This window comes from Leisingera sp. S2M4 (assembly GCF_055398055.1).
Genome location: NZ_AP040863.1, coordinates 183,861 through 198,894 on the forward strand (window position 1 = coordinate 183,861; position 15,034 = coordinate 198,894).

Below are 15,034 nucleotides of genomic sequence, written 5' to 3' on the forward strand. Positions count from 1 at the left end.
AGATGACACAGGACCCGCAGCGACCGTGCTGCGGGTCTTTTCTGCATCATGTGCCCGTGCTTTTCAGGGCATCAGGGTCTCCGACGCGGGTCCATTTCTGAATGGTGTCCGCCAAGGCCTTCTTGTTTATCGGCTTGCTGAGGAAATCATCCATTCCCGCACGCAGGCATTTTTCCTGGTGGCTCTGCAGCGCATTGGCGGTGAGGGCGACGATGGGACAGCTCTCGCTGCCGGTTTCCGCCTCGAGCCGGCGCATTTCAGCCGTGGCCTCCAGGCCGTCCATTTCCGGCATCATCATGTCCATCAACACGATGTCAGGCCGGTGCTCCCGGAACATCTGCACCGCCTCAACACCATTTTTGGCAATCCGAATGTCCAGCGGAGCATCCTTCAGCATCTTGGTCACAACCAGCTGATTGGTGCGATTGTCCTCCGCCAGCAATACGCTGACCGGCTTGTCAATCTCCCGCGGCTGCACCTTCTCGACATCCCGAGGCTCCGTCGGCTCAACCGCCCTGTCCAGGGCGCGCGTTATGACTTGCCGCAACTGCGCGGCGCGCACCGGTTTCAGAATGAACTCACAGGCGCCGATTGCATCGCAATCACTGCGGTTCAGGGCATGTTCGACCGAAGACAGGATGATCACCGGCACCTTGCGGAACTCCGGCATGGCGCGGATTCGCTCCGCAAGCTGCCGCCCGTCCATCTTCGGCATCTGGTAGTCCAGCAGAATGAAGTCAAACTGCTGCCCAGTGAGCTGCGAATCCGCCAGGATCTCCAGCGCCTCATGGGCCGAAGCCGCGGCCTCCGACTTCACGCCCCAGCTGCTCAACCGCTCGGACAGTATCATCCGGTTCAGTTCCAGATCGTCAACCAGCAGCCCGCGCAGCCCAGCGAAGCTGACGCTGGCGGAGGGCGGCCGCGCTTCAACGGTACCGCCTTCTTTCAGCGGCAGTTCCAGCAGGAATTCCGACCCCTGCCCCGGTTCCGAGGTCACCTCGATGGTGCCGCCCATCAACTCCAGCAACCGTGCAGAGATCGCCAGCCCCAGACCGGTGCCTTCAAAATTACGCGTCGCCGCGGTGTCGACCTGCTCGAAGGCGCGGAAGATCCGGCCGAGACGCTCCTCGGCGATGCCGATACCCGTGTCAGAGATCCGCAACTGCAGCACATGCCCGCCACCCGGCTGCGGGCGGCCGGTCACGTCGATATAGACATATCCCTCGTTGGTGAATTTCACCGCGTTTCCGGCGATATTCGTGATGACCTGCCGGATCCGCCCGGCATCGCCCTCGAAGACCTCGGGCAACGCGGGGTCGTAGCGCATGGCGATTTCGATCCCCTTGTCCGCCGCGCCGGGCGACAACAACGTCACCACGTCTTCAATCGCGGTCTGCAAGTTGAACGCAACCGGCGTGAGCTCGACCTTGCCGGCCTCGATCTTCGAGAAGTTCAGGATGTCGTTGATGATCGTCAACAACGCCGACCCCGATTTCGCGATGGTTTCGGCGTACATCTTCTGGTCTTCGTCCAACCGGGTTTCCTGCAACAGCTCGGCCATCCCGATCACCCCGTTCATGGGGGTCCGGATTTCATGGCTCATGTTGGCAAGAAATTCCGACTTGGCCCTGTTGGCGATGTCCGCCGCCTGGCGCGCCTGCTCCATCGCGTACTCACGCTCATCGCGCTCGGCAAAGGTTTCCTCAAGGACCCCGACCGAGAAGTCGAGCGCCCGAAACTCGCGGGAAGCATACCACGGAAGCGGCCGGATCGGGCTCCGCAGACCGGCGATGGCCCCCGACATCCGCTTGTGGATCCGGTGCAGCGGCCGCAGCGCCAGGACATTCACCAGCAGCAGCACCAGAAGCGACAGGGCCAGCACGGGCACCACGGTCCAGATGATGATCTGGCGCACCCGCGCATTGACCAGCGCCTTGCCATCGCGGGTCGACCACTTGACCACCATCGTGCCGAAGGACGCACCCTCAAGCTCGATCGGGCGCTCGTACATGACATAGGTATCAGAGTCGGCTTGCCCCGGCGCCGACGAGGCGGCCAGAACCCGGCCGGAAGGATTGCGGATTTCGATGGCCAGAAGCTGCGGCATACGCGTGACGGCTTCGGTCAGCCCGGTTTCCAGAACCGGGACATCCTCGACGATGATGGATTCCAGCATCATCCCGCTGAGCAGCGACACCGTCAGGTCGGCATTTTCCTTCAGGTGTTCTTCCAGGCGATGCACTTCCTGGCGCTTGGCCAGTTCCCCAACGGCCAGACCGACCACTGTGGCGACCACCAACAGGGACAATACGATCTGGAAAAGGATGCTCGTGTGTTTCATCGCCGCTGTCGCCGCCTCAGAATGCCAGGCTGCGCTCCATGGCCCGGCGAATGATGTCATAGTCTTCGTCGGCTCCGGTCAGGAAGCCGTTCTTCGAGATCTTGCGCACACGTTCCTCGTTTTCCGAGGAGAGCATGACCTGCCGCATCGCCTCCAGCACCTCCGGTGCCATGTCAGCGGACGCCAGCCAGGGCTTGGTCACATTTTCAAAGGAAGCAAGCACCCGAATCGGCACGCCCTTGTCGGCCAGCTTCTTATAGGTGCTTTCCTTCAGCGCCCCTGCGGCATACTTTCCCGCGCCCACGGCTTCGCCCACCAGGTCATGACGGCCGAGGTAGGCGAACTCCGCCAGGTCTTCACTGCTGATCCCGGCCTCCAGCAGATACTCCTGGGCGAGATAGCGTCCGATCGTCGACAGCTCGTCCCCGAATGCAAAACTCTGCCCGGCGAGTTCCTCGACCGACTGAACCGGGCTGTCGGCGTGAACCACGATCACCCCGTTGAACCGCTTCCCGCCATTCTTCGATTCCATGGCGACGATGCGGATGTCCGGATTTTCCTTCATCACATGCACATAGGACGCCGGGCCGAAGCGGGCGAAATCCACCTCGCCGGCGGCCAGCTGGCGGATGCCCTCTCCATATTCCTTGGCAATCTTGAGACGGATGGTCACAGGCTCACCCAGCCGCTCGGACATCCGCTCGGACAGGAAGGAGAGGAACGGCTGATACTGGCGCACTGTCGCAGTCGGCTTATCCGCCGCATAGGTGCCGAACACCAGTTCGGTGTCGGCTTGCGCCGACGCAGCATGCAGCAGGCCAGCCGTCACGGCCAGGGCCAAGCGAAACCGCCCGAGCGAGCGGGGAAAAGGAAGACTTGATAACAGGAACTGGCTCACGGCAATCGCCTCCTAACTGACCACGGTCGGCACCACTTTCGACCATTCGCTTCTCTTTCATCTCACATTGCGAGAAAGACAACGTTAACGCGCCAAATTTTATCGGAAAAATTTGTGCTTCTTTTATCGACGAGATAACATCTTAACGGTTCAGTAATATTTACGTCATCTTTTAGACAAATTCGCCACAATTCAAATCGCCAGCCCGTCTGGCTCTGCAGGAACCGCTGTGAACATTTCGCATTCCTCCCATCCGACCAGCTCCGCCCGCAAACTCACAGGCCAGCTCCTTGTTCTTGTGTCTCTTTTCTGGGTCATGCCGGTTGCAGCCTTCGCTATCCCGTCACCCGAGCTGGTGATCGGCTCCGTTTCCTCCCTCTCGCAAGTCTTTGCAGTGGGAATTGCCATGATCTCGGGCCTGGGGGCCGTCATTGCAACGAAACTGGGTTTTACCCCCAGGAAGGGCGGAACTCCTGCACGCTACCCGGTCAAGCTGATTGCCGGCTTGTCTCTGGCCGCCGTGGCGTTGGCAATCGGCAATTACTGGCAATATTCATCACATCAAAAGGCAGAGCTGGCCCGCTTGCAGGCAACATTGACCCGCCCTGCCCAGTTTGACGGCACCGCCATCAAGGACGCCAGCCTCAAGGAAACCAGCTACTCCAAACAGGCGGACCATCCGCTGGGCATCAGCACCGCTGATGCCGCCGCCGCCCTCGAGGACGGCTCCACGCTGTTCTTCGACATCCGCGAGACGGGCGAAAACGCCATGGGCACCCTGCCGGGCGCCACCCACATCCGGTTCCCCGATTTCCTGCAATCCCGTCCGGTGCAGCCCGGCCAGAAGGTCGTTCTGTTCTGCCACAACGGCAACCGCAGCTCCGAAACCTGTGCCAAGCTGGCGGAAATGGGCATCGACTGCAGCTTCATCAAAGGCGGCATCGAGAAATGGATCGTCGAAGGTCGCGATTTCTCCGACAAGGATGTCAAATCCCTTTCCGACCTCCGGGCGATCCCCGAATACCCGGGCAAGGACGTCCTGCTGAGCACGGATGACTTCAAAGCCCTGCTCGAGACCGAAGATCTGCAGATCGTCGACACGCGCTATCCCGGTGATTTCGCCTCGGGACATCTGCCCGGCGCCATCAACATCCCGATCCGCAAGATGACGACCAGCGACCTGATGCAGCAGATCGCGGCGCTGGATCCTGACAAGCCGACGATCGCGGCCTGCTATGACCGCCGCAGCTGCTTCATGAGCCAGGTCCTCGGGCTGGAACTGTCGCAACAAGGTATCGATTTCCGCGGCCGCTACACGCTGCCCTGGGAGTATTTCATCCCGCCCGCGCCCAAACCGCACGTTCAGGACTGGCTGACCGAACAGCAGACCGGCCTTTGGGACCGGGCGATCTCCGCGCTGTCCGCCGCACTGCTCTGGGTGCATGAGCGCAGCCACATCCTCCTTGGCCTGCTGGCACTATCGGTCGTCACCCGGCTTCTGGTGCTGCCGGTCGCGCTGAAATCCGAACGCGATCAGATCATCACGGCTGAAACCGCGGATGAGCTGAAGGACCTGAAGGCGCGCCTGGCCGATGATCCCGTCCGGAAGGCCCGGGCGGTGCAGGCCTTCTATGCCGAAAAGGGCCTGACACCGATGCGGAACCTGACCGCATTGCTGTTCCTTCCGGTGATGATGCTGGGCGTATCCGCGGCACAAAAGGCCAGCGCGAGCCTGCAAACCTCGTTCCTGTGGATGCCTGACCTGGGCGCGCCCGACCCGCTGTTTGTCATGCCCGCGCTGTTCTGCGCCCTGGCCGCCGTCTACCTGCTCTGGGCGGTGGCCAAGACCCGTCGCCAGAAACAACTGTGGATGCTGCTGGGGGTGCCCGCGCTGTTCGCCATGGTCTTTGGCCTGTCCGGTGCCGCCAATGTCTATCTCTGCTTCAGCCTGACGCTGCTGCTGGTCCAGCGCGCCTATGTCACCGGCATGCACCGCAGGATCGGCGAGGCGCTGGCCCTGCGCGCCCATCAGCGCAAGCTGTCCAAGCTGCCGCGCGGCGTGATCCCGATGGGCTATACCGAGGAACTGTCCGAGGCCGGCAACAAGGCGCTGCGCCTGTCGGTGCTGAAAAACGCGGGCCTGCCGGTGCCCGGCGGCGTCATCCTGCGCACGGATGCGATCCAGGACTACCGCGCCATGACGGATGCGCAAAAAGATGCCTTTGCCACACAGGTTTTCCAACTGGCGGGCGGCAAACCGGTCGCTGTGCGCTCCTCTGCCAGCAACGAAGACGGCGCCGACCAGAGCTTTGCGGGGGTGTTCGACTCCGTTCTGGACGTGACGGCCGGGACCATGCGCGCGGCTCTGGACACTGTCGTTGACAGTTTTGCTTCTGACCGCGCGGCAAGCTACGCCGCCGAAACCGACAGCACCAGCCAGGGCAACATCGTCGTTCAGGAGATGGTGCAGGCTGAATACGCCGGTGTGCTGTTCACGCAGGATCCGATGGCCCCCGGGATGTCCATGATCGAATGGGTCAAAGGCTGCGGTGAGGATCTGGTCTCGGGGCGCGTAACGCCGGTCTCCCTGCGGTTTGGCCGCTATACGGGCCTGCCGGCGAGCCCCGATCAGGATCAAGCGTTGGACGTGACGCCGCTGCTGCAGCTGGGCAAGCAGATCGAGGAGATCTTCGGCGCCCCGCAGGATGTGGAGTGGGCCTATGCAAACGGCCAGTTCCAGATCGTGCAAAGCCGCGACATCACCACCCTGTCGCTGGGAAGCGAGCAAGAAAGACTGCGTTTGGAAGAATGGCGCGACATTCTCGAACGCTACGCGACGGCCGAGCCGGACCAGGTCATTCTCGAACAGGATGAAATGTCAGAGGTTCTGCCCCGCCCCACGCCTCTGTCCTTCTCTCTGATGAGCGCCCTTTGGGCACCCGGCGGCAGCGTTGATATGGCCTGCCGCGAGCTGGGCGTCCCCTATGGGCTGCCCGAGGGGCGCGACGGGCACTTGGTCAACCTGTTTGGCAAGACCTTCGTGGACGTGTCGCTGAAACAGGAGATGACGCTGAAACTGACGGCTGCAAAAGCCAAGCAGCTGCGCAAGAAAGCACGCCCGATGATCGCGCGCTTCCGCAACGATGTGCTGCCGCAGCTGACAGATGACCTCGCGATCTGGCAGGCGCTGGATTATGCCGCACTGCCGCAATCGAAACTGATCGAATGCATCGCCGATCTGCGCCGCATTTTCGTTCAGGACATCTACCTCGAGGCGGAGAAGATCAACATTCTCGCAGGCTTCACCATGGGTGAGGCCAGTGCGGCGACCGCGGGGGACCCTGCCCTGCGGGCCCACCTGATGCACGCGGAACTGCCCAATGCGCCCTCCAGCCTGCTGGCCTCCTGCACCGGCGAGCACGGCGAGGCCCGCGCGCTGCAGCTGATGGGGCACAGATCGATCTTCGATTATGAGCTCAGCGCCCCCCGCTATAGCGAAGCGCCCGCTTTGTTGCAGTCTTTGCTGGTGACAAGCGTCGCGCCGATTGGCGCTGTGCCGCCCCCCGCCAATCTGCCCGCGGAGCTGGAAGACGTCGTTGGTCTGGCCATCGCCTACCAGGACCTCAAGGAACACGCGAAACACGAGGCGCTCCGCGTGCTGGCGGAACTGCGTCGGGCCTTGCTGGCGCTCGGTGCGACCAGCGGACTGGGCGATTTGGTGTTCCACCTGACGTTCGACGAGATCCTCGACGGCAACTGGAGCGACGGTGCAGCCTTGCAGGCCGTGGCAAAGGCGCGCGCCGAGACCGAAGAGCTCCGCAAGAAATCCGCCCCGACCTCGGTTTCGCTGACCCTGCGCGATTGCGAAATGCTGTCCTTGGGCGCGACACCCCACGCCACCTCCGGGGATTTGGGCGGGACGTGCGTTGCCGGCAACGGCAAGGTGACCGCCCGCGTATTCTGGGTCGAGGATGAAAGCACCGTCGATCCGAGCGCCTTCGAGGGGTTCACCGACGGCGATATCCTCGTCTGTCGCATGATCAACCCTGCGTGGCTGCCGTGGGTCCAGCGTTCCGGGGCCGTGCTGAGCGAGGTTGGCGGCTGGCTGAGCCATATGGCCATCGTGGCCCGCGAGAAGGACATATTGATGCTCGTTGCCTGCAAAGGTCTGGCCACTCTGTCGCACGGCGAGATCATCACCGTATGCGACGATGGCAGCATCGAACCGGAGCAACTTGCAGATCTGAAAGTCGTTTCCGCCTGACACGCTCCGGCATTCGCCTGACATGTGCCTGATCAGACCGTCCCTGCGCCGCAGGGACGGTCTTTTTGCGGCTGGCCCGTTGCGCGCCGGACCTCGCGGCGGGGCGAAAACATTCGTTTTGGGATTGCCATTTCCCTAACGAATGTTCTGATAGCGACATGGATCCACACCTTGCCCCTCAGAAGATCGCCCGATTGCTCCAGCATCTGAAAGACGAGATGGAGCAGCTTCCGCCCCGGCTGAAGGCGGCGGCCAAATATGTCGTGGACCACCCGGGGGACTTTGGACTCGACACGATTCGCGTCTCGGCGCAGAAGACCGGCATCAGCGCCAACAGTTTCGTCCGCCTGGCCCAGCATCTCGGGTACGACAGCTTCGACAGTTTCCGGGCCCCGTTTCGGGCCGCGCTGACCACCGGGCAGGATGCCGGGCTTGGCCTCGACTGGCTGGACAACATGGCCGCCCAGGGGCCAACCGGACAGCTGCAGGCAAAAGCCGCGCGCAATCAGATCAACATCGTCTCCCGCTCCCTGCGCCTGATGTCGGCGGACCGCACGGAGGCAATTACGACAACCTTGCAGCAGGCGCGCCGCTGCTATGTCACAGCCACGCGCTCCTCTTATTCTCTGGCGTATTACTTCCACTACGTCGGCCGCATGGCCTTGCCAACGCTGGAGCTTGTGCCCCGTCACATGGGCGCCGCATTGGACGACTTGCTGGACATCTCCTCACAGGATTGCCTACTCGCCATGACCTTTGCGCCCTATTCGGCCGGCACCATTCAGGCGCTGCGACTGGCGAACGAACGCGGGGCCAGGGTCATCCTGATTGCCGACAGCGAAATCATCGCCCCCGGCATAAAGGCCGACCATACGCTGGCGGTTGCCTCCAACTCTCTCCACGCTTTCGGTGCGATCGGCGGGGCCATGACAGTCCTGGAGTGCCTGCTGACGCATCTGATCGACGCGGGCGGCCCCGACGCCCGTCGGCGCATGGAGGCCTATGACACCTTGCGTCAGGACAGTGGCGCCTATTGGCCGAGCGCGAAACTGCCCCGAACCCGCCGCTAGGCTCTCACCACGGTTTTCACAGCAGGCAACGCCCGCCCGACGCAGGCCCGCAGGCTGTGTCAATCACAGCCGCAGATCGGCTTCATGCGGTTCGAGCAGGTATTTCAGGTCGTAAACCACGGCATCCTCAAGACCGAGGCCCCGGATCGCAGCCGCGCCCATCTCCCGGAAGTCGGCATGGGCAACGGCCAGCACCACGCCGGAATAGCGCTGCTGCTCCGGGGACGCGACCAGTGAAATGCCGAATTCTGCTTCAGCCTCCGCCGGGTCCGCATGGGGGTCGTGAACGTCGACGCAGACACCGTATTCCTCCAGCCCCCGCACCACATCGATCACCCGCGTGTTGCGCAAATCCGGGCAGTTTTCCTTGAAGGTCAGGCCCATCACAAGCACCCGCGCGCCCGCAACGGGCAAGCCACGGCGCAGCATCGCCTTGACCATCTCCGAGGCCACATAGTCTCCCATGCCGTCATTGAGACGCCGACCGGCCAGCAGGATTTCAGGATGGTAGCCCAGTTGCTCGGCCTTGTGGGTCAGGTAATACGGATCCACGCCGATACAGTGCCCGCCAACCAGACCCGGACGGAACGGCAGGAAGTTCCATTTGGTCCCCGCGGCCTCCAACACCGCCTGGGTGTCGATCCCCATGCGATTGAAGATTTTGGCCAACTCGTTCACCAGGGCGATGTTGATGTCACGCTGGCTGTTTTCGATGACCTTGGCGGCTTCGGCCACCCGGATGTTGGGCGCCTTGTGGGTCCCGACCGTGACGATCTCCTGATACAGCGCGTCAACCCGCTCCGCCACCTCAGGCGTGGAACCCGAGGTCACCTTCACAATGTTCTGAAGCCGACGCGTCTTGTCGCCGGGGTTGATCCGCTCGGGGCTGTAGCCTGCAAAGAAATCTTCGTTGAACCTCAGCCCGGAGCGCGCCTCCAGGACAGGCACGCAGTCTTCCTCGGTCGCGCCGGGATAGACCGTGGATTCATAGATCACCAGATCGCCCCTCTTGAGCACGTCACCGACAACCTCAGAGGCGCTCAACAAGGGGGTCAGATCAGGGCGATGGCTGGCATCAACAGGCGTTGGCACCGTCACGATGTAAATCGTGCAATCCGCGATCTCGGCCGGGTCGGAGGTGAACCGCAGGTGCTTTGCGGCCGCCAGGTCCTGCGGGTCCAGCTCACGGGTGCGGTCGTGCCCCTCGCCCAGTTCGCGAACGCGTGCGGGATTGATGTCAAAACCAACCACCTCCCGGTATTCGCCAAAAGCGGCTGCCAGTGGCAAGCCGACGTAGCCGAGCCCAACCACGCAAATCTTCTCCTGCCCGCCGCTCATGCCATCAATGCTCCTTTTGTCTATCTGCCCACATAATGTCGGCCCCTAGGGAGGTTCAACCGTCGCGGCCAGGTTTCGACGCCATGCCGCAATCACGACTGAGGGAATTGCCCCATCGACACCCCCACAGGCCGCCAGCGGACGTGGAGGGAGATGGGCCGTGACATCATCGGCAAGGCAGCGCCTCGCGGCCTTCAGGATTACCCCCCCGGCACCAGAGTGTCACGCCAACCCAAACAGGTCGCGCGCCGCGCCTCTCCGCAAGGCGTCTGTGCTGACATTGCCGCTGTGCACGGCGGGTGACGTGACTGGATGGCTGCACCAGGGCGCGCGCATCTTGCTCTGCCGCGATCGCCCCCCTAGGCTCGGCGACGACCAGGGAGGTGCGCGATGACCACAGGCAGAAATCTTCTCGACAGGCTGAACCTGCGCAGCCCGATCATCCAGGCGCCGATGGCCGGTGTCTCCACCCCCGAACTCGCTGCCGCGGTATCGAACGCAGGCGGGCTCGGCTCGCTGGGTCTGGGGGCCTCGGGGGCGGACGGCGCACGCCAGATGCTGCGCCAGACGCGGGCGCTGACCGACCACGCCATCAACGCCAATGTCTTCTGTCACCGCCCGGCGCGCGCCGACGGCACCCGCCAAGCGCGCTGGCTGGACCGGCTCACCCCAGAGTTCGCGCGCTTTGATGCCACCCCTCCTGCAAAGCTGGCCGAGATCTACACCTCGTTCCTCGCGGATGACCCCATGCTCGACATGCTGCTCGAGGAACGCCCGGAGGTGGTCAGCTTCCACTTCGGCCTGCCCGATGCCACCCGCATCGCGGCGCTGAAGCAACGCGGCATCCTGCTGCTGGCCAGCGCCACCTCGCTGGCCGAGGCCCGCGCCTGCGCTGCTGCAGGCATCGACGCCATCGTCGCCCAGGGCTGGGAGGCCGGCGGCCATCGCGGCTGTTTTGATGAAAACGCCCCCGACGCGCAGCTTGGCACCTTCGCGCTCACCCGGCTGTTGGTGCAGGCGCTGGATCTGCCGGTGATCGCCGCCGGTGGCATCATGGACGGGGCGGGTATCCGGGCTGCCCTGGATCTGGGCGCAGTGGCGGCACAGCTCGGCACCGCCTTCATCGCCTGTGACGAAACCAGCGCCAATGCCGCCTACCGGCAGGCGCTGGCATCCGAGGCAGCACAGAATACCGTGATGACTCGGGCGATCTCAGGCCGCCCGGCCCGCTGCCTGTCGAACCGGTTCACCGCATGGGGCGCGGAGGTGCCCGACGCCGAGGTGCCGGACTACCCAATCACCTACGACGCAGGCAAGGCGCTGAACGCTGCCGCCACGGCAGCGGGCGAACCCGGCTATGGCGCGCAATGGGCCGGGCAAAGCGCACCGCTGGCGCGCCCCATGCCCGCATCCCGGCTGATGGCGACGCTGAAGCAGGAACTGGCGGCGGGTTAACCCTCGGCCAGCACCCCCAGCGCATTGCGCAGCACGTCGCGCCCGGCGGTCAGCCCGTTCACCTTCTCCACGATGGCGGCGGCATCAATGCCGTGGTGACGGTAGAGATTGCCAATGCTGCCGGTCTGGCCGAAATGCTCCACCCCCAGCGGGATCGTCTGATGACCGGCAACCGAGCCGAGCCACGACAGCGTCGCCGGGTGGCCATCGATCACGGTGATCACCTTGCAGTGCCGTGGCAGATCGCCCATCAGCCGCTCCGCATGGGACCGGGCCTGCGCATTCCCGCGCGAGCGTGCCCGCTGCGCCGCGCACCAGCCGGCGTTCAGCCGGTCGGCGCTGGTCACCGCCAACACGCCGATGTCGCGCCGCCCCTCGCCGATCAGGCCCGCGGCCTTGATCGCCTCCGGCGCGACTGCACCCTGATAGGCAATCACCACCTCGCAGTTCGGCCCCGGCTTGCGCAGCCAGTATGCGCCGTCGATCACCCCCTGGCGGAAGTCAGGATCTGACCGCTCCCCCGGCTGTTCCAGCGCGTTGGTGGTCAGCCGCAGATAGACCGAGCCGCCGGTCTCGTCGCGCAGCCAGGTGCGCTCGTCCGGGTCGCCCTCGCCATCGCGCTGGAGATAGTCAAACGCCCACTCCATGATGATCGCCAGCTCGTCGGCATAGGCCGGCTCAAACGCCGCCAGCCCGTCCTGGCTCATCCCGATCAGCGGTGTGCCGATCGACTGATGCGCGCCGCCTTCGGGCGCCAGCGTCACGCCCGAGGGCGTGCCCACCAGCATGAAGCGCGCGTCCTGGTAACAGGCGTAGTTCAGCGCATCCAAGCCCCGCGCCACAAAGGGATCATAGACCGTGCCGATCGGGATCAGCCGTTTGCCGAACAGGCTGTGCGACAGGCCCGCCGCCGCCAACAACAGCATCAGGTTCATCTCGGCGATGCCCAGCTCGATATGCTGGCCCTCCGGCGTGAACTCCCATTTCGCGGTCGACGGGATGCGGTGCTCGATAAACGCATCCGCCTGCGCCGCCCGCGCAAACAGCTTGCGCCGGTTCACCCAGGGGCCAAGGTTGGTGGTCCCCGTCACATCGGGCGAGGTGGTCACGATGCGCTCCGCCAAGGCACTGTCGCCCTTGGACAGATCATCCAGGATCTTGCCGAACGCCATCTGGGTCGAGATCTCGCGCCCGCCCGCCAGCCGGATCTGCGGCACCGGCAGACGGCTGTCCTGATAGCGCCGCGGCCCCTTGGCAAAGAACGGCACCTGCGACAGGAACTGCCGCAACGCCGCCGGGTCTTCGACGCCCGCCAGCGGCTCCCACTCCTCGCCCTCGGCGACGCCCATCAGCTTTTGCCACGCGGCAAACTGGGTGCTGTTCATCAGCCCGCCGTGGTTGTCCTTGTGGCCCGCAATCGGCGTGCCCCAGCCCTTGATCGTATAGGCGAGGAAACACACCGGGCGGTCGTGGTCGATGGCATCAAAGGTCTCGGCCATGGTCTCGACGCAGTTGCCGCCGAGGTTCTCCATCAGCGCCGCCAGCTCCGCATCGCTGCGCCGCTCGATCAGCGCGGTGACATCGCCCTGATCGCCCAGATCATCCAGCAGCCGCTTGCGCCAGACCGCCCCGCCCATGAAGGTCAACGCCGAATATTCCTGATTGGGACAGGCATCGATCCAGTCCCGCAGGCGTTCGCCGCCGGGTTCCTCAAACGCGGTACGCTGCAACACGCCGTATTTCACCCGCACCACGTCCCAGCCAAAAGCGTCAAAGATCTGCTCAACCCGCTGGAACAGCCCCTCGCGCACGATGCCGTCCAGCGACTGGCGGTTGTAGTCGATGATCCACCAGCAATTGCGCAGATCGTTCTTCCAGCCCTCCTGCAGGGCCTCGTAGATATTGCCCTCGTCCAGCTCGGCATCGCCCACCAGCGCCACCATGCGCCCCATCGGGGCATCGCTGCCCCAGCTCTTGGCCGCAATGTAGTCCTGTATGATCGAGGCAAAAGACGTCACCGCCACCCCCAGCCCGACCGAACCGGTGGAGAAATCCACATCGTCAATATCCTTGGTCCGGCTGGGGTAGCTCTGCACCCCACCATAGCCGCGGAAGTTCTCCATCTTCTCACGGGTCTGGTTGCCCATCAGATATTGCATCGCGTGGAAGATCGGGCTCGCGTGCGGCTTCACCGCCACCCGGTCTTCCGGCCGCAACGCCGAGAAATACAGCGCCGTCATGATCGACACCATCGAGGCCGAGGAGGCCTGATGCCCGCCCACCTTGATGCTGTCCGCCTTGGGGCGGATGTGGTTGGCGTGGTGGATCATCCAATGCGACAGCCACAGCAGCCGCTGTTCAACGGTTTTCAGATGGGTAGGATCAGCGGTCATGGCGGGCTCCGGCTTGGGCGTCAGGTAGCAGGCAGCGGGCCGATGTCTGGCCCGCCGCACACAGATAGGTCAGGTTCAGGCCGCGTCGCGGGCCGCTTGCGGCAGCGCCATATCCAGATCACTGATGATGTCGGCAACCTCTTCCAGCCCCACCGACAGGCGGATCAGACCGTCGCTGATGCCATGTTCGGCGCGCTCTTCCGGGGTGTAGGTCGAATGGGTCATCGAGGCCGGATGCTGGATCAGCGTCTCCGCATCGCCCAGCGACACCGCCCGCTGGATCAGCTTCAGCGCATTCATGAAGCGGATGCCCGCCTCCATGCCACCGTCGATCTCGAACGCGATCATCGCCCCCGGCTGCGCCATCTGGCGGCCCGCCAGATCATGCTGCGGGAAGCTCTCCAGCCCCGGGAAATGCACCGCACCCACCGCCGGATGCGCCTCAAGGTAGCGGGCCACATCCATCGCCGAGGCACAATGCCGGTCCATCCGCAGTGCCAGCGTCTTCAGCCCGCGCAGGATCAGCATCGCATTGAACGGCGCCATCACCGCGCCGGTCATGTCCTTCATGCCGACCAGCCGGATCTCGGCCACCTGTTCCGCCGTGCCTGCCACCAGGCCGGCCACCACATCGCCATGGCCGCCCAGGTATTTGGTCGCCGAATGCACCACGATGTCCGCGCCCAGCTCGATCGGGCGGGTCAGATAGGGCGTGGCATAGGTGTTGTCCGCCACCACCTGCGCCGCCACCGAATGGGCAATCTCGGACACTGCCGCAATGTCGACCAGCCGCATGTTGGGGTTCGCCGGGGTCTCGAAATAGACCACCCTGGTCTTGTCCGACACCGCCGCGCGCAGGTTCTCCGGATCGGTCATGTCCACATGGGTGATCGTCACGCCCCATTTCGCCAGCCCGTGCCGCATGAAGGCAAAGGTGCAGCCATAAAGCGTCTTGTCCACGATCACCTCGTCGCCCGGCGACAGCAGCGTCCACAACACGGCGGTGATCGCACCCATGCCGCTCGACAGCGCAAGACCGGCTTCGGCCCCTTCCAGCGTCGCGATGCGCTGCTCCAGAAGATCGCAGGTCGGGTTGGAAATCCGGCTGTAGATATGGCCCGCGCGCTCGCCTGCGAACATCTCGCCGCCAGCCTCGGCGGTCTCGAAGGTGAAGGTCGAGGTCAGGTGCAGCGGCGGGGTCAGCGACCCACCGTTGTCCTGCGGATCATAGGCGTGGTGGATGGCGCGGGTGGCAAAGCCGGGCTGGCGGGTCAT

The 15,034-nt window shown here is 64.0% G+C and carries 8 protein-coding genes; 3 read left to right on the forward strand and 5 right to left on the reverse strand.

The annotated features are described in order from the left end of the window. Nucleotides 1-46 precede the first annotated feature (46 nt). Complete coding sequence (locus ACZ52D_RS19760; protein ID WP_464443633.1) at nucleotides 47-2,341, reverse strand: response regulator; 2,295 nt, start codon at nucleotides 2,339-2,341, stop codon at nucleotides 47-49. A gap of 16 nt (nucleotides 2,342-2,357) precedes the next feature. Then, nucleotides 2,358-3,182: a PhnD/SsuA/transferrin family substrate-binding protein gene (locus ACZ52D_RS19765; protein ID WP_222455958.1), complete on the reverse strand. Its 825-nt coding sequence runs from the start codon at nucleotides 3,180-3,182 to the stop codon at nucleotides 2,358-2,360. Nucleotides 3,183-3,555: 373 nt separating this feature from the next. Between ACZ52D_RS19765 and ACZ52D_RS19770 the strand changes: the two genes are divergently transcribed. Both ACZ52D_RS19770 and ACZ52D_RS19775 read left to right on the forward strand, forming a co-directional pair. Next, complete coding sequence (locus ACZ52D_RS19770) at nucleotides 3,556-7,503, forward strand: PEP/pyruvate-binding domain-containing protein (protein ID WP_464443634.1); 3,948 nt, start codon at nucleotides 3,556-3,558, stop codon at nucleotides 7,501-7,503. 158 nt (nucleotides 7,504-7,661) lie between these two features. Further along, a complete protein-coding gene (locus tag ACZ52D_RS19775; protein WP_464443635.1) occupies nucleotides 7,662-8,573 on the forward strand; it encodes a MurR/RpiR family transcriptional regulator in 912 nt (303 codons plus the stop codon). 63 nt (nucleotides 8,574-8,636) lie between these two features. On the opposite strand, the gene tviB is transcribed toward ACZ52D_RS19775, so the two are convergent. Beyond that, a complete protein-coding gene (gene tviB, locus ACZ52D_RS19780) occupies nucleotides 8,637-9,911 on the reverse strand; it encodes a Vi polysaccharide biosynthesis UDP-N-acetylglucosamine C-6 dehydrogenase TviB (RefSeq protein ID WP_464443636.1) in 1,275 nt (424 codons plus the stop codon). Nucleotides 9,912-10,301: 390 nt separating this feature from the next. On the opposite strand from tviB, the gene ACZ52D_RS19785 reads away from it, so the two are divergent. After that, entirely contained in the window at nucleotides 10,302-11,366 is a 1,065-nt protein-coding gene (locus ACZ52D_RS19785; protein WP_464443637.1) for an NAD(P)H-dependent flavin oxidoreductase, read from the forward strand. Here the strand turns inward: ACZ52D_RS19785 and ACZ52D_RS19790 are convergent. Then, a complete protein-coding gene (locus ACZ52D_RS19790) occupies nucleotides 11,363-13,759 on the reverse strand; it encodes a 1-deoxy-D-xylulose-5-phosphate synthase N-terminal domain-containing protein (RefSeq protein ID WP_464443638.1) in 2,397 nt (798 codons plus the stop codon). The two genes, ACZ52D_RS19785 and ACZ52D_RS19790, sit on opposite strands and share 4 nt — an antisense overlap. A 75-nt stretch (nucleotides 13,760-13,834) precedes the next feature. After that, nucleotides 13,835-15,034, reverse strand: a complete 1,200-nt coding sequence (locus ACZ52D_RS19795; protein ID WP_464443639.1) for a methionine gamma-lyase — start codon at nucleotides 15,032-15,034, stop codon at nucleotides 13,835-13,837.

Bases quoted from the DNA above. Each gene is read 5' to 3' on its own strand.
- ACZ52D_RS19760 (WP_464443633.1), bottom strand. From the start codon at position 2,341: ATGAAACACACGAGCATCCTTTTCCAGATCGTATTGTCCCTGTTGGTG.
- ACZ52D_RS19770 (WP_464443634.1), top strand. From the start codon at position 3,556: ATGCCGGTTGCAGCCTTCGCTATCCCGTCACCCGAGCTGGTGATCGGC.
- ACZ52D_RS19775 (WP_464443635.1), top strand. From the start codon at position 7,662: ATGGATCCACACCTTGCCCCTCAGAAGATCGCCCGATTGCTCCAGCAT.
- tviB (WP_464443636.1), bottom strand. From the start codon at position 9,911: ATGAGCGGCGGGCAGGAGAAGATTTGCGTGGTTGGGCTCGGCTACGTC.
- ACZ52D_RS19785 (WP_464443637.1), top strand. From the start codon at position 10,302: ATGACCACAGGCAGAAATCTTCTCGACAGGCTGAACCTGCGCAGCCCG.
- ACZ52D_RS19790 (WP_464443638.1), bottom strand. From the start codon at position 13,759: ATGACCGCTGATCCTACCCATCTGAAAACCGTTGAACAGCGGCTGCTG.
- ACZ52D_RS19795 (WP_464443639.1), bottom strand. From the start codon at position 15,034: ATGACCCGCCAGCCCGGCTTTGCCACCCGCGCCATCCACCACGCCTAT.